Consider the following 18,094-nt stretch of genomic DNA (forward strand, 5'->3'; position numbering starts at 1 on the left):
ATTTTGCGAGATAATACGATGATCAAACAACGGACATTAAAACGTATTGTTCAGGCGACTGGCGTCGGTTTGCATACCGGCAAGAAAGTCTCTCTGACGTTACGCCCTGCGCCGGCTAATACCGGGGTCATCTATCGTCGCACTGACTTGAATCCACCGGTTGATTTCCCGGCTGATGCAAAATTCGTGCGCGACACCATGCTAAGTACTTGCCTGGTGAATGATGAAGGCGTACGTATTTCCACCGTAGAGCACCTGAACGCCGCGCTGGCTGGCCTTGGCATCGACAATATCATTGTCGAAGTGAATGCGCCTGAAGTGCCGATTATGGACGGCAGCGCCGCGCCTTTCGTCTACCTGCTGGTTGACGCGGGCGTTGAAGAGCTGAACAGCGCGAAGAAATTCGTGCGTGTTAAACAGGCTGTGCGTGTTGAAGATGGCGACAAATGGGCTGAGATCAAACCCTATAACGGTTTCTCACTCGATTTCACCATTGACTTTAAACACCCGGCGATTGATTCCAGCTCACAGCGTTATCAGCTGAATTTCTCTACGGAAGCGTTCATGCGTCAGATCAGCCGTGCGCGAACCTTCGGCTTTATGCGTGAAATCGAATACCTGCAGTCCAAAGGCCTGTGCCTGGGCGGTAGTTTAGATTGCGCGATAGGCTTAGACGATTTCCGCGTACTGAACGAAGAAGGTTTACGCTTCGAAGATGAATTTGTTCGCCATAAAATGCTGGATGCTATCGGTGACCTGTTCATGTGCGGCCATAATATTGTAGGTGCGTTTTCCGCTTACAAATCAGGCCATGCGCTGAACAATAAACTGCTGCAGGCGGTGCTGGCGAAACAGGAAGCCTGGGAATGGGCGACCTTTGAAGACGAAGCTGAACTGCCGGTGGCGTTCAAGGCAACAAATCTGGTTCTGGCTTAACAGGCTATAACCTTTTAAAACGACTGGTAGCGTTGGCTCACTCTCTCCGGCCAGCAAAGCCAGTCGTTTTTGTTTCTGCATTGCGGTGCGCATTATTTGCGCCGTTGTCGTTCAGACTGTCGCTCTTTTCTTCTCCTCCCGCTACGATCTGATGTTTAACGCACGCAATGATGATAAGATTTGCCCTTGCTAAAGGCGGCAACCGGCCTGATACGCCAGATGGAACAAAGCCGCTAATTATTCATTGAAGAAGGGCAGGTCGCTACCTGCCAGACGGAAACCGTTGTGATCGCTATTTTTCACCGTTGGCGACAATTAGGCAGGCGTTACTTTTGGCCGCATCTGTTATTTGGCATGGTGGCGGCAAGCCTTGGCCTGCCTGCTGCGCACGCCCAGAATGCTGAACAAAATAGTCGCCCTGAAGCCACAGCGAAAAAACTGATTACCGGTAGCGCTGTACGGGTTGATAATCTTGTGCTGCTGCAGGGGAATGTCCGTCGCGCCAACTTCAGCGTGGATTACTGGCATCAGCATGCGATCCGCACCGTCATTCGCCACCTCTCCTTTGCGCTTACGCCACAAAATCTGCCTGATGCGGAAGAGACCCTGCCGCTCGCCGTGCAGAAAATGGCGCTGTTAGATACGCTTAACGCACTGCTCACGCACGAGCCGCGTCAGCCGGTTATTATCCGCCATACGCAACAACCTGCCGTTTCTGTTACGCCAGATTATCATATCGGCATCTGGCTGGCCCAGGTACAGGGTATCCGCGCCGGACCTTACATTCTCAGCTGAAGCCTGAGCAGTCCTAATCCATATACTATAAAAAAATGAACCGCAAACACGGCGGTAAAAATGAGAATGTATTTATTATGCTAACTAAGTTGTTAACCAAGGTATTTGGCAGTCGTAACGACCGTACGCTGCGCCGCATGCGTAAAACGGTAGAAATCATCAACAAGATGGAGCCCGATTTCGAAAAGCTCTCTGATGATGAACTGAAAGCGAAAACCCAGGCGTTTCGCGCTCGTCTGGAAAAAGGCGAAGAGCTGGACAGCCTGCTCCCGGAAGCCTTTGCCACCGTTCGCGAGGCGAGCAAGCGCGTATTCGGCATGCGCCACTTTGACGTGCAGCTGATTGGCGGCATGGTACTGAACGATCGCTGTATCGCTGAAATGCGCACCGGTGAAGGTAAAACCCTGACCGCGACGCTGCCTGCTTATCTGAATGCGCTGAGCGGTAAAGGCGTACACGTGGTGACCGTCAACGATTATCTGGCGCAGCGCGACGCGGAAAACAACCGTCCGCTGTTTGAGTTCCTTGGTCTGTCAGTGGGCATCAACCTGCCGGGCATGCCCGCGCCCGCCAAGCGTGAAGCCTACGCCGCCGATATTACTTACGGCACCAATAACGAATATGGCTTTGACTATCTGCGCGATAACATGGCGTTCAGCCCGGAAGAGCGCGTTCAGCGTAAACTGCACTATGCGCTGGTGGATGAGGTGGACTCCATTCTTATCGATGAAGCGCGTACGCCGCTGATTATCTCCGGCCCGGCAGAAGACAGCTCTGAACTTTATATCAAAGTAAACAAAATCATCCCGAACCTGATCCGTCAGGAGAAAGAAGATTCTGACACTTTCCAGGGCGAAGGCCATTTCTCGGTAGATGAAAAAGCCCGTCAGGTACACCTGACCGAACGTGGTCTGGTCGCTATTGAAGAGCTGATGGTGCAGGAAGGCATTATGGCGGAAGGCGAATCACTCTACTCGCCGACCAATATCATGCTGATGCACCACGTTACTGCTGCCCTGCGTGCGCATGTGCTGTTCACGCGTGACGTTGACTACATCGTTAAAGACGGCGAAGTGGTTATCGTCGATGAGCATACCGGCCGTACTATGCAGGGCCGCCGCTGGTCAGATGGCTTGCATCAGGCGATTGAAGCGAAAGAAGGCGTTGAGATTCAGAATGAAAACCAGACGCTGGCCTCGATCACTTTCCAGAACTACTTCCGCTTGTATGAGAAGCTGGCCGGGATGACCGGTACAGCGGATACCGAAGCGTTTGAATTTAGCTCTATCTACAAACTGGATACGATTGTTATCCCCACCAACCGCCCGATGGTGCGTAAGGATCTGCCCGATCTGGTCTACATGACCGAGAAAGAGAAGATCGATGCGATCATTGAGGATATTCGTGAGCGTACCGCCAACGGTCAGCCGATCCTTGTTGGTACGATTTCGATCGAAAAATCGGAAGTGGTATCTAACGAGCTGACGCGTGCCGGTATCAAGCACAATGTACTGAACGCGAAGTTCCACGCGCGTGAGGCAGATATCGTGGCGCAGGCTGGTCAGCCGGGCGCGGTGACCATCGCCACCAACATGGCGGGTCGTGGTACTGACATTATGCTGGGCGGTAGCTGGCAGGCAGAAGTTGCTGCGCTGGAAAACCCGACCGAAGAGCAGATTGCTGCCATTAAGACGGCCTGGAAAGCGCGTCATGATGCGGTACTGGCATCGGGCGGCCTGCATATTATCGGTACTGAGCGCCATGAGTCGCGTCGTATCGATAACCAGCTGCGCGGCCGTTCAGGCCGTCAGGGCGACCAGGGTTCATCCCGTTTCTATCTGTCGATGGAAGATGCGCTGATGCGTATTTTCGCCTCCGATCGCGTATCGAATATGATGCGTAAGCTGGGGATGAAGCCGGGCGAAGCCATTGAGCACCCCTGGGTTACCAAGGCCATTGCCAACGCGCAACGTAAAGTGGAAAGCCGCAACTTTGATATTCGTAAGCAGCTGCTGGAATATGATGATGTTGCCAACGATCAGCGTCGTGCTATTTACTCACAGCGTAATGAACTGTTGGACGTGGCTGACGTTAGCGAAACCATCAACAGCATTCGCGAGGACGTATTTAAGTCCACCATCGACAGCTATATTCCGCCGCAGTCGCTGGAAGAGATGTGGGATGTTGCCGGGCTGGAAGAGCGCCTGAAAAACGATTTCGATCTGGATATGCCGATTCGCCAGTGGCTGGATAAAGAGCCTGAGTTGCATGAGGAAACGCTGCGCGAGCGTATTATGACGCAGGCGAAAGAAGAATATCAGCGTAAAGAAGAAGTGGTCGGCGCCGAGATGATGCGCAGCTTTGAAAAAGGCGTCATGCTGCAAACGCTGGATTCGCTGTGGAAAGAGCATCTGGCGGCGATGGACTATTTACGTCAGGGTATTCATCTGCGCGGCTACGCACAGAAGGATCCGAAGCAGGAGTACAAGCGTGAATCTTTCGCTATGTTTGCTGCCATGCTGGAATCACTGAAATATGAAGTGATCAGCACCCTGAGCAAAGTACAGGTGCGTATGCCGGAAGAAGTCGAGGCGATGGAAGCACAGCGCCGTGAAGATGCAGAGCGTCTGGCACAGCAGCAGCAGTTAAGCCACGTTGATGATGCTACGGAAGCGGCCGCCGCACTGGCTGCTGAAACCGGCGAGCGTAAGGTTGGACGTAACGATCCTTGCCCATGTGGTTCCGGTAAAAAATACAAGCAGTGTCACGGCCGCCTGGCCTGATAGACGCGAATGCGAAAAGGGAGCCAAAAGGCTCCCTTTTTTATTGGGTGCATTAGTTGGTAGCGCCGCGATCTAAGAAATTTTTAATATCTTGCTGGTGAAAAATCTTTGTAAATCAGCAGCGTAATTAACTGAACCGTTAAAGATTTTAAAAATCAGGAAAGCTATACTCGCCTGCTCAGAGTATAACCGCTTAAGGATGGCAGAGTTATGAGCAGTCTTTATCTCAAAGTTGAACACGTAGCTGGTGAATCACAGGACGCACATCACGCAGGCTGGATCGATGTACTTTCCCATAATTGGGGAAACCGCCGAAGTGCCGCAGGCAATGCCCTGGTTGAGTATAGAAATTTAACGGTCCATGCGCTGATAGATAAAGCCACACCAACGCTGCTGCTTTATGCATCTAACGGCAGCAGGATCCGTAAAGTAGAGCTGTCAGCCTGTAAAGCGGGTTCTGGTGGTATCGAATACTATCGTATTACGCTGGAGAATGTATTTGTCGCTCAGGTGGTGTTAAATGACGGTGACGATCTGGGCAGCATAGAATATCAGTTTGAAGCGGATACGGTGAAAATGCAGTACTGGGAGCAGACGGCCAAAGGCGGCAAAGGCGCGGAAACCCGCTACGGCTGGGATATTAAAAATCATCATTCTGTTTTTTGAGCAGAAGGACATCGCCTCTTATTTGATCACATATGTAAATCGGCCCAGTAACAACAGAGTGCTGGGATAGTTACTATTGTTAATTTCCTCCTGCAACTGGCAGTAATAAAACAGATACTATTATGATTAATATAAAAAAGATAAAATACATCAATGGGCCAATAGCCCTGTTTTTAGAGTTTTGAACGTTAATTATGGTCTTGTGCGAATTATGCTATCGCTTTAATTAGAAAATAGTCATTTACTTATCCAGAGGGGTAAATAACTTTATGAAAAAGTAATAAACAAACATAATGCTAAGTAGCATCAGTTTCCACCAATGTTCGGGGAAATATGCAGAGAAGAAAACGCCAAGCAAGATAATAGCAATAATGGGAGCGGTTTCCAGTAAAACAAATTCTAAAAGTGCTTTTTTTAAAAACTTTATCATGAAACACTCATTCTTAAAATATCAATGATATCTTCCAGGTGGGGATCAGGTAACGCCTTTATTTCTGTGATTGTTTTATAGAGAACCGGTTCAACATAGATATAAAGCATTTCTATATTTGCCTGATAGAGATAGAGAATGTTATAAAATTTTGGCTACAATACTATCAATCGACGCGCAGCTAAGGCTGATTTTTGAGATTTGCCATAAAATTGAATAATGCTGAAACCACTAAAAGCCGTTGTGTTTAATACGCTTCTTACGGTGGCACTAATAACAAGAGATTCAGAAACTCCTTTCGCTAATGAGTAAGCCAGTGCTTTATTAGTTGTTTTTGCGGTAAGCCTCTCTGTATTAAAGCCGAATGTCTTTAACGCAATAACTTTAGCCTGCTCAACTTCCATGTTTTGTAAAACATAATCAATGTAATATTGAAATAGTTCGGCGATCACATCCTTTCTTTTGTAAAGTGACAGTAAGGCTTTACACATCCTCACATCTTCCGTTTTTAGCTGCTGGCAAACATCATGATGCTTCTCGATAAAGCAGCTTGAGTACCAGGAGATACGCTCCGCGCCATGATAAATATCATCCAGCGTTTACTCCGCCGAAATAAAGGATGCTCGCATCCCTTTTTCCAGCGATTGCGCTATTTTCCTCTCGGCGAGTAATTGCCGTTTTAAATAAAGCGAAGCATTCATTGTTTATCATCCATAATAAAACAAACGCTGGCATTATAACCGCTTGAAAACAGTTGCGCATTAATTGACCTGTTAACAAGGCCTGTTCTGGCGTGGCGTTAAATAACAGAAAGCGCAAAGAACAGGGCGGTGGAGAGGCGAGATGAGCCGCTCGTATCCGCAGCCGGAACGGTATAAAGCGTAACAAAATCAAGCTATACTGCCCTTCATTCCATTAACAAGGATGCGAAAATGAAACATCTTCAGGTAGCTGTTGGCATCATCCGTAATGCGCAGCAGGAAATCTTTCTGACGCGTCGTCCGGCCAATTCCCATATGGCGAATATGTGGGAGTTCCCGGGCGGCAAAATCGAGCCAGGCGAAACGCCTGAGCAGGCACTGAAGCGTGAGCTGCTGGAAGAAACCGGCATTGCCGTCATCGCGGCTACCGCATTTGGCAATGCCGATCATACCTACCAGGATGTGCGCGTCACGCTGCACTTCTTTCTGGTTGAACAGTGGCAAGGCGAGCCGTGGGGACGGGAAGGGCAGCCGCAGCGTTGGGTGCCACAGCGTGAGCTGATTGCTGACGAATTTCCGCCAGCCAATCACAAGCTGGTTGCGCGCCTGCTGGCCGAGGCGCGCCCGTAATCAGAGGCAGCTTTGCTGCCCTGACAATTAATGACGGGGAATATCCTCTTCGCTCCAGTCATCGCTGTCTGACAGATCGTTACTGCTGGCGATACGTTTCTCTTCAGCAGCCCATTCGCCTAAATCGATAAGCTGACAGCGTTTACAGCAGAAAGGCCGAAACGGGCTCTGTTCACCCCAGATAACCGCCTTGCCGCAGGTTGGGCAGGCGACGGTAGTCACATCATTGTTCATCATTACACCTCTAACAACAGGCCAACTCGAAATCGAGACGTGCCGGAATTTCGCCACGTTCGCTGTCGAGCGGTAAAAAACGAATCGCATAACGGGTTTTATGGCCCGAAACCTGCGGGTACAGACTGACTTCCAGCGGTAGCTGCAGGCGCAGCAAATCGGCACCTTCAGCGTTATCCTGATAAAAGCCGTTCAGGCTGGTCTGATGGCGGAAAACGCCGGACTGGCGGATCAGCTCCAGAATCATAAACAATGCCTGGCGTAGCGGATCCAACGTTTCCATCCAGCTGGCGACCTGCGTATCCCGCAACGACTGATCAAGATGCAGCCAGACATGGAGCGTTGGCAAATCAAAACTGCAGCAGCCGCCGGGAATGCTTAAACGCTGACGCACCAGCGCAATAAGGCGATCTTCTCGTAAGGCCTGACCAATACGCGGCGCAGCCATTAGCTCGCTGGCGCGTGATTTTAGCTGCTGACGCAGCGCTTCTACACGCTGGATATCCACGCCCGGGACATCGCTCCAGGCCAGCAGTTTTTGTTGCTGGCGCTCCAGCTCTTTAAGGATCTCGGTACGCAGCTCTCCACGTTCAAAAACATCCAACAGCTCACTGATGTTGCGGAAAAATGTCAGAGCGGTAAGGTGACTGGTGATATTGATACTGGCCTGCAGCTGCTGGAGCAAAAACTCAATTCTTAGCCAGGTACGCATTTTCTCATTTAACGGGTGTTCAAAAAGAACGATTTTGCTCATGCTGTTAATCCTGTTTTATCGCTCCGGCCAGCGCCAGATAGCGCTGATTCAGTTCGGCGACCAGCGGCAACACTTTGTGAGGTTGCCCGCTGTTTTCAATAATGTCATCCGCTACGGCCAGCCGCGCCGCACGCGTGGCCTGGGCTGCAATGATTTTTTCAGCCTGTTCGCGCGTGATCTGGTCGCGGGCCATGGTTCGTTGAATCTGAACCTCAGGCTCAACGTCAACCACCAGTACCCGATCGGCCAGTTTTTCCAACCGGTTTTCTACCAGCAGCGGCACCACCCATAAGCACCAGGGCGAGCGGACTGCCGCCAGCTGTCGGCGCGTCTCGGCATGGATAAGTGGATGTAATAACTGATTTAACCAGGCTTTCTCAGCCGGGGAGTTAAAGATAGTCTGACGCAGCGCGGCGCGATTTAGCGTACCGTCCGCATGGAGAATCGTTGGACCAAAGCGCGTCGCAATTTCCTGCAATGCGGGCTGGCCTGGTTCTACTACCTGACGGGCAATAATGTCCGCATCAATAATTTCCACGCCATGCCCGGCAAAGGCGGCAGCAACGGTACTTTTTCCACTGCCGATTCCACCGGTCAGCGCGACTGTATAAGACATCTGTTCAGTTCCTGCTTCGCCTGTAAACACCTGGTTGCCTGCGATTAACCGCTAGCGACAGCTATAAATTTTGCCGTGGCGATCACATTAACTATCTTCAGGTAAATTTACGGGATTGTAGCGTAATTAAAGCCATTTTCGCAGTCTTGTACGCGCGTTTTTAGCGCGTATGATAACGTCACTGGAGCTGGCAGCAGCACCCGATCGTCAGATCGTCGCCAAAAACCCAGGAATGATGTTATGCGTATTGAAGAAGATCTAAAGCTTGGTTTTAAAGATGTGCTGATTCGTCCCAAGCGTTCTACTCTGAAAAGCCGCTCGCAGGTGGAGCTGAGCCGTGAGTTTACTTTTAAACACTCCGGCATCGCCTGGTCTGGTATTCCCATCATTGCCGCCAATATGGATACCGTGGGCACCTTTCGCATGGCGGAAGTGCTGGCCAGCTTTGATATCCTGACTGCGGTGCATAAACACTACAGCGTTGATGAGTGGCGTGCCTTTGTTCAACGCGTGCCTGAACAGGTACTGCAGCATGTCATGGTATCCACCGGAACCTCGGATGCGGACTTCACTAAACTGCAGGCGATACTGGCGCTTTCTCCCGCACTCAAATTTATCTGTATCGATGTGGCCAACGGCTATTCTGAACATTTCGTACAATTCCTGCAGCGCGCACGCGAAGCCTGCCCGGATAAAACCATCTGTGCCGGTAATGTGGTGACCGGTGAAATGGTCGAAGAGCTGATTCTCTCGGGTGCGGATATCGTGAAAGTAGGGATTGGCCCCGGCTCGGTGTGCACCACGCGGGTAAAAACCGGCGTAGGGTATCCGCAGCTGTCGGCGGTGATTGAATGTGCCGATGCCGCTCATGGTCTGGGCGGGCAAATTGTCAGCGATGGCGGCTGTTCAGTGCCGGGCGATGTGGCGAAAGCTTTCGGCGGCGGCGCAGATTTCGTGATGCTCGGCGGCATGCTGGCCGCGCATGATGAATGCGAAGGGCGCGTAGTGGAAGAAAACGGTGAAAAATTCATGCTGTTTTATGGCATGAGTTCTGAATCCGCTATGAAGCGCCACGTTGGCGGCGTAGCGGAGTATCGCGCCGCCGAAGGCAAGACGGTTAAGCTCCCGTTGCGCGGCCCGGTAGAGGCAACGGCGCGCGATATTCTGGGCGGCCTGCGTTCCGCTTGTACTTACGTGGGCGCGGAGCGGCTAAAAGAGCTGACGAAGCGCACGACTTTTATTCGCGTAGCGGAGCAGGAAAACCGCGTTTTTAACCGCTAACCAATCACCTCGCCCAGGTTAAAGATGGGCAGGTACATTGCAACCACCAGCGTTCCGACAATGGAACCGGTAATGATCATCATTACCGGTTCCAGCGTCGCTGCCAGCGTATCCGCCAGTTCATGCGTCTGGTTTTCATGCCACTGCGCCAGGCGTGCCAGCAGGTTATCCAGCGCCCCGGCTTCCTCACCTACCTTTATCAGTTGACGACAAAGCGGCGTAAAAAGCGTGCTATCCGCAATCGCTTGATGTAGCTGGGTACCGTCAGCAATCTTTCTCTGTAGCTGCTGCATTGCTTCGCGCCACAGTAACGGCGTGAGGGTATCTTCAACCGCCTGAAGCCCTTGCAGCAAGGGCAGCCCTGCCTGCTGCGTTAAAGTGAGGGTAGTAAATATCTGGCTAAGCAGGCTCCCACGCCATAAGGTTGCCAGCAGAGGCGTACGCAACAGGCAGCGTTGTTCACGACGTTGCCAGCCGGGCCGATGTTGACGCAGATAGCGCCATGCGGCAAACAGGCACGCTATAGCGAGCGCCAGCGGAACAAACAGCCGTTGCAGCGCGGCGGAGAGAGCCAGCACGGCGGCGGTAAACGCGGGCAGCGGCGCATTAAACGCATGATAAATAGCCACGAACTCCGGCAGCACCAGTAACAGCATGCCAAGCGCCACCGTCAGGGCAACCAGTAAAATAAATCCTGGATAACGCAATGCGGTCACGACCTTTTTATGTAAGCGCAACTGCCGCTCCTGTTGGCTCGCCAACTGTAAACAGCAGCGATCCAACTGACCGGTCAGCTCGCCAACCTGCATCAGGGCCGCATAGAGCGGCGGGAAGATCATCGGCCACTTTGCCAGCGCGGCAGAAAAAGGTGTTCCCTGCGCTACTTCTTCCTGCAACGCCAGCAGCAGGGCGCGCCAGCCAGCATGCGTCTCGCCTTCGCTTAACAGATGCAGCCCCACGGAAAGCGTTAAGCCCGCTTTTAACAGCGTTGCCAACTGATGCATCAACGCAATTTTTTGCGGCGTTTTCCAGTCTCTTGAGCGGTAATATCTGCCGCGTTTACAGGAAAGCGGCAGGAGATGCTGCTGCGCCATAATGGCCATAATTTGCTGCTCTTCCGACAGCAGCCAGCTTCCCGCAACGATTTCGCCTTGCTGATTCATCGCCTGCCAGTGCCAGAGACGACAGTTAGCCATGGCCGACACCTATTACCCGATAAACCTCCGCCAGTGAGGTCTCTCCCCGATTGACTGCGTTCAGCCCTTCAATAAACAGACTGTTAAGCTGTTGTCGCTGAGCCAGCAGAATTAAGGCTTCGCTACTGGCGTTTCCGGCAATAGCCGTTTGTAACTCACTGTTTATGGGAAGCATTTCAAACAGCGCCAGCCGGCCATAATAGCCAGAGAAGCAGTGATCGCAGCCCACCGCCTGCCAGGTCTGCAGTGGGCCAGTCCTGTTCTGCTCAGGCAAATCGTGGAGGGTTTCTGCCGGAGCGCGGCAGTGCGGGCAAAGACGGCGCACCAGACGCTGCGCAATGACCAGGCGCAGCGCTGAGGCCAGCAGATAGCCTGGAATGCCCATTTGCCCCAGTCGGGTCAGCGTTTCTGTCGTGGAGTTAGTGTGCAACGTGGATAGCACCAGATGACCGGTTTGCGCCGCCTTAACCGCAATCCCGGCGCTTTCCGCATCACGGATTTCACCCAGCATAATAACATCAGGATCCTGGCGCAGCAGGGCGCGCAATACGCATTGAAAATCGAGTCCGGCACGCGGGTTAATTTGCGTCTGGTTAACGCCCGGCAGGGGAATCTCCACCGGATCCTCAACGCTGCACACGTTTCTTCCCGGCTGATTCAGCGCGTGTAACCCGCTGTAAAGCGTAAAGGTTTTGCCGCTGCCGGTAGGGCCGGTAACCAGAATCAAGCCCTGCGGCTGGGCCAGCGCGTGGCGAAAATGGGCAAGGGCATCCGGCGGCATACCCAGCTTGTCCAGCGCCAGATCCTGCGCTTCGCTTTGCAGCAGGCGGATCACCGCTTTTTCTCCTGTACGCACGGGCAGGGTCGAAAGCCGAAAAGCTGCCTGTAAGCCCTGCAGCTGCAGGGTAAATTGTCCATCCTGCGGCAGTCGTCGTTCGGCGATATCAAGGTTGCCAAGAATTTTAAGGCGAGCGATCAGCGCCGCCTGCTGGGTTTCGCTAATGTTTTGCAGCGGCTGCAGCACTCCATCAATACGCAGCCGAACCCGCATACCTGTAGCACAGGGTTCAATATGAATATCTGACGCGCGGCGTTGAAAAGCCTGCAACAGGAGATGATTGACCAGTGGCGTAATCGGCTCCTGCGCTTTTTCTGCGTTGTCGCCCTCTGACTGAAGATATTGCTCCAGTCGCGCCTGCGGCCAGCGTTCGGTTTGCACGCGCCGCTGGCTGGTGAAATGCAGCGCTTCCAGCATCTCGGCAGAGGGCACTCCAGCCAGCGCAACGGTAATGGTTTTCTCGTCTTCATTGAGCAGCACCGCCTGATATTGACGACATAGCTCGCGCAGATTGCTTTCTGGCTCTCTCATCATGGATTCTCAATATCATCAAAGCGGAAAACAGCGCGACAGTTATCTTTCAGGCTGCCGTTACTGCTGTCACAGCTGCGTTGCCAGTTCATCTGGCCCTCATTGCTTTGCCACTGCGGCGTCAGCGTTACGGTCAGGCCATTCAGGCTCTCCTGTCCGGTCAGCTTAATGGTGCCAGATGCCACACTTACCGCAGAGACATAGCGCGAGCCCTTCGCGGTGGGAACGCCATTGCTGCCCGCGCTACAGCCAGACGTTGCGCCATGCTCAACGGCGCAAAGCTCAACCGCCGTTTTATAAGGCAGCATGGTTTGCAGCATATCGGTAAGGGCTGCCTTTTGCAGATAGCTCTGGTAAGCCGGCATGCCGATAGCGCTGAGTATGGCGACGATCCCAATAACAATCATCAGCTCAATTAGCGTAAAACCCTGTTGTTGCATATGTAACCCTCCATGTTGATAACCCGGCAGACGTTAATTTACAGAGCAAGGCGAGGCGAGAACGGGACAAACAAACAGGAAGCAGGACTGGAAAAAAGATGAGTTTGTTACTCTGGATGGCTCGCAGGCTGGAAGCGGGATCGCATATCTGGCTGAGGGAAGGTGGCGCGCAAACCTGGCGCCACAGGCGGAATTAATGAAAACGCATTGAAAGGTCCAGCGCGCGGACATGTTTGGTCAGGGCGCCAACCGAAATATAATCAACGCCGGTTTCTGCAAACAGGCGTAACGTCTGGTCGGTAACATTGCCGGAAACCTCCAGCAGCGCGCGGCTCTGGTTGATATTTACCGCTTCGCGCATTTGCTCAACGGTAAAATTATCCAGCATCACAATATCGGCCCCGGCGGCCAACGCCTGCGCCAGCTCATCCAGCGTTTCCACTTCTACCTCAACCGGCACATCCGGGTGAAGCCAGAGCGCTTTTTCAACCGCCTGGCGAATCGAGCCGCTGGCGATAATATGGTTCTCTTTGATCAGAAAGGCGTCGGATAAGCCCAGGCGATGGTTCTCGCCGCCGCCGCATAAAACCGCATACTTCAGGGCAGTACGCAGGCCTGGCAGGGTTTTGCGCGTATCCAACAGCCGGGTTTGTGTGCCTTCCAGCAGCGTGACATAGCGCTTTACTTCGCTGGCGGTGCCGGAAAGCGTTTGTACGAAATTAAGCGCGGTACGCTCAGCGGTAAGCAACAGGCGCGCCGGACCGGCAACGTCAAAAAGTTTTTGTTCCGGCTCAATGGTGTCACCGTCAGCAACATGCCAGGTTAGCTGCGCCTGATTGCCCAACTGAATAAACACTTCTTCTACCCAGCGTTTACCACAGAAAACACCGGCTTCCCGCGTGATAACGGTGGCCTGTGCCTGTTTATCGGCAGGCAGCAGACTGGCGGTAATATCATTATCTGCATTAATTTCGCCGCCGAGATCTTCGCGTAATGCTTGCTCTACGCTACCTGGAATGTCATCTTCGATACGTGAAAGCAGCGCCGCCCGTCGGCTCTCTGGATTATAACGTCGCTGTGTCATAGGGTTCCCGTCATGGTTTTTAGTGTGGGCTTAATGTAGCCTGGACGGCTGGCTGGCACCAGTAGAGCGTGAAAAAGTTTAGTGCACTAAACAATTTTGCTACAAAGGTTTTTATGGTGGCGCTTTTGTTATCGCCAGGGTATTGGTGAATAAATTGGTTGCAAAGGAAACGGTAAATGTTCTCTTTAACCTGCCCACAAAAGGCCTGTCGGTTACCGGACGGCACCTGTTAACTGATGTCTCCCTACCGGCGCTGGAGACCTGTTTTTAACAGTGGCACAAGGAATGTAAAGAGAGTGACAAATTCATGTTAGGCTGTGGAAAAAAACGAACAGGAGACCCAGGCATGGAGTTAAAAGATGGCTGGCTAATGGGCGTTCGCCATGTGCCGTCGCCGCATTTCAATATTCGCCCGCAGGGAGAGGCTCCCAGCCTGCTGGTGGTGCATAACATCAGCCTGCCGCCCGGCGAGTTTGGCGGCCCGTGGATTGATGCTTTGTTTACCGGCACGCTCGACCCTGAGGCACATCCCTGGTTTGCCAATATTGCGCATCTGCGCGTGGCGGCCCACTGCCTGATTCGACGCGATGGGGAAATCGTGCAGTATGTTCCTTTCGATAAGCGCGCCTGGCATGCAGGTATCTCCTGCTGGCAGGGCCGCGATAACTGCAATGATTTCTCGATTGGCATTGAACTCGAAGGCACCGATACGCTGGCCTACAGCGACGCGCAGTATCAGGCTTTACAGGCCCTGACGCATCTGCTGATGCAGCATTATCCGATTACACCTGCGCAAATTACCGGGCACAGTGATATTGCACCGGCGCGTAAAACCGATCCTGGCCCGGCATTTGACTGGGCTCGCTTTCTGCGCGGCTTGCCGGAAGCCGCCAGCTTACATTTACCGGAGCGGAATGCATGACGCTTTTTTCCTTGTTACTGGTTTTAGGTTGGGAGCGCCTGTTTAAAATGAGCGAACACTGGCAGCTTGACCATCGACTGGAGCCTTTTTTCCGTCAACGCCGTCACTTTTCACTCTGGCGAACCATTGCCATGACGCTGGTGGTGATGCTGGTGGTTTTGGTGGTGATTCTGTCGCTGCGCGGACTGTTTTTTGGCATGGTACAACTGCTGTTCTGGATCCTGATTGGCATACTGTGTATCGGCGCGGGCTCGGTGCGGCTGCATTACCATGCTTATCTGAAGGCGGCCAGTCATGGCGATGCCAATGCCTGTAGCGCGATGGCGGAAGAGCTGACGCTGATTCACGGCATGCCGGTGGAGTGCAACCAGCAGGAAACGTTGAAGGAGCTGCAAAACGCGCTGCTGTGGATCAATTACCGTTTTTATCTGGCGCCGCTGTTCTGGTTTGTAGTTGGCGGTGCTTACGGGCCGGTGCTGCTGGTGGGTTACGCTTTTCTGCGTGCATGGCAGAGCTGGCTGGCAAAGCACCATACGCCGCTTGAGCGTGCCCGCTCCGGGATCGACCGTATTCTGCACTGGGTCGACTGGATACCGGTTCGGCTGGCTGGTGCGGCTTATGCACTGCTGGGACATGGCGAGCGGGCGCTGCCGGCCTGGTTTGCTGTGCTGAGCGACCTACGTCGCCCGCAGTATCAGGTGTTAACGCATCTGGCGCAGTATTCGCTGGAGCGCGACGAGCGGTGGGACAGCGTGGAAACGCCACGGATAGCCGTGGCGCTGGCCAAAAAGGTCTCGCTGGTGATCGTGGTCGTAGTCGCGTTACTGACTATTTACGGCACGCTGGTTTAGCAGCGTATCGGCTGGCGGCACGCCGAAGTCAGGCATGCCGTTAGCATCCCAGCGAATATCTTTAATGCGCGTATGGCGGTTCGGATCCCACAGCGGATCGCCTTCAATTTCCGTATAGTTGCGTGCGTGATAGACCAGCAGATCGTTACCCGCCTCATCTACGGTAAAGCTGTTGTGGCCCGGTCCATACTGCTGGTTTTCCCAGCTGGTGGAAAAAACCGGTCGGGCTGATTTGTTCCAGTTGGCTGGTTGCATTGGGTCGTCATCCACATCGATCCACAGCAGCCCCAGGCAGTAATTTTCATCCGTTGCGCTGGCTGAATAGCTCACAAACAGTCGGTTGCCGTGACGAATTACCGCTGGCCCTTCGTTGACGCTAAAGCCGGCACATTCCCATTCATATTCAGGACGGCTGAGCATCACCGGCTTGCCTTTTAGCGTCCAGGGATTCTCCAGCTCTGCCAGATAAAGGTTTGAGTTACCCGGGATTGCCGGATCCTTTTGCGCCCACAAATACCACTGTTTGCCCTGATGATGAAAGGTGGTGGCATCCAGCGAGAAGCTGTCGATAGGAGTGCGGATACGACCACGCTCCTGCCAGTTGCCGCTTAACGGATCGGCATCATCACAGGTCAGGGCGTACATCCGATGCTGAAACAGACCTTCTTTAATCTCGCGCGTTGGTGCTGCGGCGAAGTAGATCACCCATTGCCCATCGATATGATGAATCTCCGGTGCCCAGATTAATGCGCTCATCGGACCGACATCAGGCTTACGCCACACTACCACCGGCTGCGCTGCGGCAAGATCGACGAGGGTGTCGGCGCAGCGTAGCTCAAGGCGATCGTATTCAGGAACGGAGGCGATAAAGTAGTAGCGATCCTCGTAGCGTAAAATAAAGGGGTCCGCGCGTTGTTCAATTAACGGGTTGGGCCACTGAGTCATGATGCCGTTCCTTCTGGTTTAATATCAAAAGCATTGCCTTCGCGCAGCGCGCTCAGCTCACGATAGTTTTCACGCCGTTTCGCCAGATCCTGCTGAATGGTTTGCATTAAATGACGATCGACTTTTAACAGGCGAACCACGCCTGCGGTAATCAAATAACCGATGCCGGGGATCACGGTGAACAGCAACACAATACCGTTCAGCGCGCTGCTGCCCTGCTGCTTAGCGCCCGCATCATAGCCATAAAATGAGAGCAGGAAACCTACCATCGCCCCGGCTACCGCCAGACCGACCTTCAGGAAGAAGAGATTCCCGGAGAAGCTGATGCCGGTAATACGCTTGCCGGTTTTCCATTCGCCATAGTCATCTACATCCGCCATCAGCGACCAGTGCAGCGGAGAGGGAATTTGGTGCAGGATATTGAGCAGAAAATACATCAGGGTAACCAGCACCGTGGCCTGTGGATTAAGGAAATAAAAGCCGCAGGAAAAAATAGCCAGCGCGATGTTGGTCCAGAAAAAGACTTTCAGCTTACACCAGCGGTCGGTCATGACCTTCGCCAGCGTGCTGCCGATCATCATGCCAACCACGCCAAGACTGATAAACAGCGTAGCGAAGTGGGTGGATTGACCCATCACCCAGGTCACGTAATACATGGTGGCCGCCATGCGAATAAAGCCCGGACATACGTTACAAAAGGTCAACAGCAAAATTCGCACCCACTGGTCGTTTTTCCAGACATCGCGCAGGTCGTTTTTCAGGTCGTCATTGCTCGGCACAGCAGGGCGAATACGCTCGCGCACGGTAGCGAAGCAGTAAAGGAACATCAGCAGTCCGATAATGGCCATTACGCCCATCGCCATCTGATAGCCCCGCGCCCGATCGCCGCCGCCGAACCACTCGGTCATCGGTAACAGGGTAAGCGACAAGATTAGCGTCGCGATGCCAACCATTACAAACCGGTAAGACTGGCAGGAAACGCGTTCATGGGGATCGTTAGTAATGACGCCGCCCAGCGAGCAGTAGGGAATATTAATTGCCGTGTAGGCCAGCGACATCAGGAAGTAGGTGACAAAGGCGTAGACCACCTTGTATTCATAACTCCAGTCCGGCGTGGTAAACATCAGTACGCTAAATACTACATACGGAACTGATACCCACAGCAGCCAGGGACGAAAGCGGCCCCAGCGGCTTTGGGTGCGATCGGCGATCGCGCCCATCAGAGGATCGGTTACCGCATCCAATACGCGTACGGAAAGCAGTAACACGCCGACCAGCGCAGGCGACAGGCCAAAGACATCGGTATAGAAGTAGCTAAGGAACAGCATAATGGCGCCGCCAATCATATTACAGCCAGCGTCGCCCATGCCGTAACCCAGCTTTTCTCTAAAAGGAAGCGCAGAGCCTTTCATCATTTTATTCTCCTGTGAGCACTGGAATGATTATTACGGCTTAACGATT

Annotated in this window: 19 protein-coding genes; 8 read left to right on the top strand and 11 right to left on the bottom strand. The window is 53.0% G+C overall.

Annotated features, from left to right (window positions below):
• The first annotated feature begins 18 nt into the window (after nt 1-18).
• The 4 genes from lpxC (at nt 19) to ACQE3Z_RS15465 (ending at nt 5,180) form a co-directional block, all read left to right on the top strand.
• Nucleotides 19-936 carry a UDP-3-O-acyl-N-acetylglucosamine deacetylase gene (lpxC, locus tag ACQE3Z_RS15450; RefSeq protein ID WP_085072222.1) on the top strand — a complete coding sequence of 306 codons (918 nt, stop codon included), beginning with the start codon at nt 19-21 and terminating at the stop codon, nt 934-936.
• 285 nt (nt 937-1,221) lie between these two features.
• Nucleotides 1,222-1,731 carry a secA translation cis-regulator SecM gene (gene secM / locus ACQE3Z_RS15455; protein WP_250651829.1) on the top strand — a complete coding sequence of 170 codons (510 nt, stop codon included), beginning with the start codon at nt 1,222-1,224 and terminating at the stop codon, nt 1,729-1,731.
• Between the two features lie 77 nt (nt 1,732-1,808).
• Nucleotides 1,809-4,514: a preprotein translocase subunit SecA gene (secA, locus tag ACQE3Z_RS15460; protein ID WP_426974473.1), complete on the top strand. Its 2,706-nt coding sequence runs from the start codon at nt 1,809-1,811 to the stop codon at nt 4,512-4,514.
• Nucleotides 4,515-4,724: 210 nt separating this feature from the next.
• Nucleotides 4,725-5,180: an Hcp family type VI secretion system effector gene (locus ACQE3Z_RS15465; protein ID WP_426974474.1), complete on the top strand. Its 456-nt coding sequence runs from the start codon at nt 4,725-4,727 to the stop codon at nt 5,178-5,180.
• A 241-nt stretch (nt 5,181-5,421) separates the two neighbouring features.
• On the opposite strand, the gene ACQE3Z_RS15470 is transcribed toward ACQE3Z_RS15465, so the two are convergent.
• Nucleotides 5,422-5,610, bottom strand: a complete 189-nt coding sequence (locus tag ACQE3Z_RS15470) for a hypothetical protein (RefSeq protein ID WP_426974475.1) — start codon at nt 5,608-5,610, stop codon at nt 5,422-5,424.
• Nucleotides 5,611-5,765: 155 nt separating this feature from the next.
• The gene (locus ACQE3Z_RS15475; RefSeq protein WP_426974476.1) at nt 5,766-6,062 is read right to left on the bottom strand and encodes a hypothetical protein; all 297 of its coding nucleotides are present in this window, start codon (nt 6,060-6,062) and stop codon (nt 5,766-5,768) included.
• Between the two features lie 480 nt (nt 6,063-6,542).
• Here ACQE3Z_RS15475 and mutT point away from each other — a divergent pair, with 480 nt between their 5' ends.
• A complete protein-coding gene (mutT, locus tag ACQE3Z_RS15480) occupies nt 6,543-6,941 on the top strand; it encodes an 8-oxo-dGTP diphosphatase MutT (RefSeq protein WP_426974477.1) in 399 nt (132 codons plus the stop codon).
• A 27-nt stretch (nt 6,942-6,968) separates the two neighbouring features.
• Here the strand turns inward: mutT and yacG are convergent, their stop codons facing one another.
• The 3 genes from yacG to coaE are packed head-to-tail and all read right to left on the bottom strand — an operon-like array spanning nt 6,969 to nt 8,545.
• Nucleotides 6,969-7,175, bottom strand: a complete 207-nt coding sequence (gene yacG / locus ACQE3Z_RS15485; RefSeq protein WP_085067994.1) for a DNA gyrase inhibitor YacG — start codon at nt 7,173-7,175, stop codon at nt 6,969-6,971.
• Between the two features lie 10 nt (nt 7,176-7,185).
• On the bottom strand, nt 7,186-7,929 hold the full coding sequence (gene zapD, locus ACQE3Z_RS15490) for a cell division protein ZapD (protein ID WP_426974478.1): 744 nt from the start codon (nt 7,927-7,929) through the stop codon (nt 7,186-7,188).
• A gap of 4 nt (nt 7,930-7,933) precedes the next feature.
• Nucleotides 7,934-8,545 carry a dephospho-CoA kinase gene (gene coaE, locus ACQE3Z_RS15495; protein WP_426974479.1) on the bottom strand — a complete coding sequence of 204 codons (612 nt, stop codon included), beginning with the start codon at nt 8,543-8,545 and terminating at the stop codon, nt 7,934-7,936.
• 240 nt (nt 8,546-8,785) lie between these two features.
• Here coaE and ACQE3Z_RS15500 point away from each other — a divergent pair, with 240 nt between their 5' ends.
• Nucleotides 8,786-9,826: a GMP reductase gene (locus ACQE3Z_RS15500; RefSeq protein WP_426974480.1), complete on the top strand. Its 1,041-nt coding sequence runs from the start codon at nt 8,786-8,788 to the stop codon at nt 9,824-9,826.
• On the opposite strand, the gene hofC is transcribed toward ACQE3Z_RS15500, so the two are convergent.
• From hofC to nadC, 4 genes are all read right to left on the bottom strand, one after another.
• Nucleotides 9,823-11,022, bottom strand: coding sequence for a protein transport protein HofC (gene hofC / locus ACQE3Z_RS15505; protein WP_426974481.1), 1,200 nt, complete (start codon nt 11,020-11,022; stop codon nt 9,823-9,825). The two genes, ACQE3Z_RS15500 and hofC, sit on opposite strands and share 4 nt — an antisense overlap.
• A complete protein-coding gene (gene gspE, locus ACQE3Z_RS15510; protein WP_426974556.1) occupies nt 11,015-12,391 on the bottom strand; it encodes a type II secretion system protein GspE in 1,377 nt (458 codons plus the stop codon). The genes hofC and gspE overlap by 8 nt, the downstream gene beginning before the upstream one ends.
• Nucleotides 12,391-12,831, bottom strand: a complete 441-nt coding sequence (ppdD, locus tag ACQE3Z_RS15515; RefSeq protein WP_426974482.1) for a prepilin peptidase-dependent pilin — start codon at nt 12,829-12,831, stop codon at nt 12,391-12,393. Before ppdD ends, gspE begins: the two co-directional genes overlap by 1 nt.
• Before the next feature lie 193 nt (nt 12,832-13,024).
• Complete coding sequence (gene nadC / locus ACQE3Z_RS15520; RefSeq protein ID WP_426974483.1) at nt 13,025-13,915, bottom strand: carboxylating nicotinate-nucleotide diphosphorylase; 891 nt, start codon at nt 13,913-13,915, stop codon at nt 13,025-13,027.
• Between the two features lie 346 nt (nt 13,916-14,261).
• On the opposite strand from nadC, the gene ampD reads away from it, so the two are divergent.
• Nucleotides 14,262-14,837 carry a 1,6-anhydro-N-acetylmuramyl-L-alanine amidase AmpD gene (ampD, locus tag ACQE3Z_RS15525; RefSeq protein ID WP_426974484.1) on the top strand — a complete coding sequence of 192 codons (576 nt, stop codon included), beginning with the start codon at nt 14,262-14,264 and terminating at the stop codon, nt 14,835-14,837.
• Nucleotides 14,834-15,688 carry a beta-lactamase regulator AmpE gene (ampE, locus tag ACQE3Z_RS15530; protein ID WP_426974485.1) on the top strand — a complete coding sequence of 285 codons (855 nt, stop codon included), beginning with the start codon at nt 14,834-14,836 and terminating at the stop codon, nt 15,686-15,688. Before ampD ends, ampE begins: the two co-directional genes overlap by 4 nt.
• On the opposite strand, the gene ACQE3Z_RS15535 is transcribed toward ampE, so the two are convergent.
• Nucleotides 15,659-16,633, bottom strand: coding sequence for a glycoside hydrolase family 43 protein (locus tag ACQE3Z_RS15535; protein ID WP_426974486.1), 975 nt, complete (start codon nt 16,631-16,633; stop codon nt 15,659-15,661). The two genes, ampE and ACQE3Z_RS15535, sit on opposite strands and share 30 nt — an antisense overlap.
• Entirely contained in the window at nt 16,630-18,045 is a 1,416-nt protein-coding gene (locus ACQE3Z_RS15540) for a glycoside-pentoside-hexuronide (GPH):cation symporter (protein WP_426974557.1), read from the bottom strand. Before ACQE3Z_RS15540 ends, ACQE3Z_RS15535 begins: the two co-directional genes overlap by 4 nt.
• Between the last annotated feature and the right edge of the window lie 49 nt (nt 18,046-18,094).

It is taken from the genome of Pantoea sp. FN0307 (genome assembly GCF_050113815.1).
Classification (GTDB): domain Bacteria; phylum Pseudomonadota; class Gammaproteobacteria; order Enterobacterales; family Enterobacteriaceae; genus Mixta; species Mixta alhagi.

What these genes read in the sequence shown, in the direction of transcription:
- ppdD (WP_426974482.1), bottom strand. Translation starts at nt 12,831, where the DNA reads ATGCAACAACAGGGTTTTACGCTAATTGAGCTGATGATTGTTATTGGG.
- hofC (WP_426974481.1), bottom strand. Translation starts at nt 11,022, where the DNA reads ATGGCTAACTGTCGTCTCTGGCACTGGCAGGCGATGAATCAGCAAGGC.
- lpxC (WP_085072222.1), top strand. Translation starts at nt 19, where the DNA reads ATGATCAAACAACGGACATTAAAACGTATTGTTCAGGCGACTGGCGTC.
- gspE (WP_426974556.1), bottom strand. Translation starts at nt 12,391, where the DNA reads ATGAGAGAGCCAGAAAGCAATCTGCGCGAGCTATGTCGTCAATATCAG.
- ACQE3Z_RS15535 (WP_426974486.1), bottom strand. Translation starts at nt 16,633, where the DNA reads ATGACTCAGTGGCCCAACCCGTTAATTGAACAACGCGCGGACCCCTTT.
- coaE (WP_426974479.1), bottom strand. Translation starts at nt 8,545, where the DNA reads ATGTCTTATACAGTCGCGCTGACCGGTGGAATCGGCAGTGGAAAAAGT.
- ACQE3Z_RS15540 (WP_426974557.1), bottom strand. Translation starts at nt 18,045, where the DNA reads ATGAAAGGCTCTGCGCTTCCTTTTAGAGAAAAGCTGGGTTACGGCATG.
- ampD (WP_426974484.1), top strand. Translation starts at nt 14,262, where the DNA reads ATGGAGTTAAAAGATGGCTGGCTAATGGGCGTTCGCCATGTGCCGTCG.
- ACQE3Z_RS15500 (WP_426974480.1), top strand. Translation starts at nt 8,786, where the DNA reads ATGCGTATTGAAGAAGATCTAAAGCTTGGTTTTAAAGATGTGCTGATT.
- zapD (WP_426974478.1), bottom strand. Translation starts at nt 7,929, where the DNA reads ATGAGCAAAATCGTTCTTTTTGAACACCCGTTAAATGAGAAAATGCGT.
- yacG (WP_085067994.1), bottom strand. Translation starts at nt 7,175, where the DNA reads ATGAACAATGATGTGACTACCGTCGCCTGCCCAACCTGCGGCAAGGCG.
- ACQE3Z_RS15470 (WP_426974475.1), bottom strand. Translation starts at nt 5,610, where the DNA reads ATGATAAAGTTTTTAAAAAAAGCACTTTTAGAATTTGTTTTACTGGAA.
- mutT (WP_426974477.1), top strand. Translation starts at nt 6,543, where the DNA reads ATGAAACATCTTCAGGTAGCTGTTGGCATCATCCGTAATGCGCAGCAG.
- ampE (WP_426974485.1), top strand. Translation starts at nt 14,834, where the DNA reads ATGACGCTTTTTTCCTTGTTACTGGTTTTAGGTTGGGAGCGCCTGTTT.
- ACQE3Z_RS15465 (WP_426974474.1), top strand. Translation starts at nt 4,725, where the DNA reads ATGAGCAGTCTTTATCTCAAAGTTGAACACGTAGCTGGTGAATCACAG.
- nadC (WP_426974483.1), bottom strand. Translation starts at nt 13,915, where the DNA reads ATGACACAGCGACGTTATAATCCAGAGAGCCGACGGGCGGCGCTGCTT.
- secA (WP_426974473.1), top strand. Translation starts at nt 1,809, where the DNA reads ATGCTAACTAAGTTGTTAACCAAGGTATTTGGCAGTCGTAACGACCGT.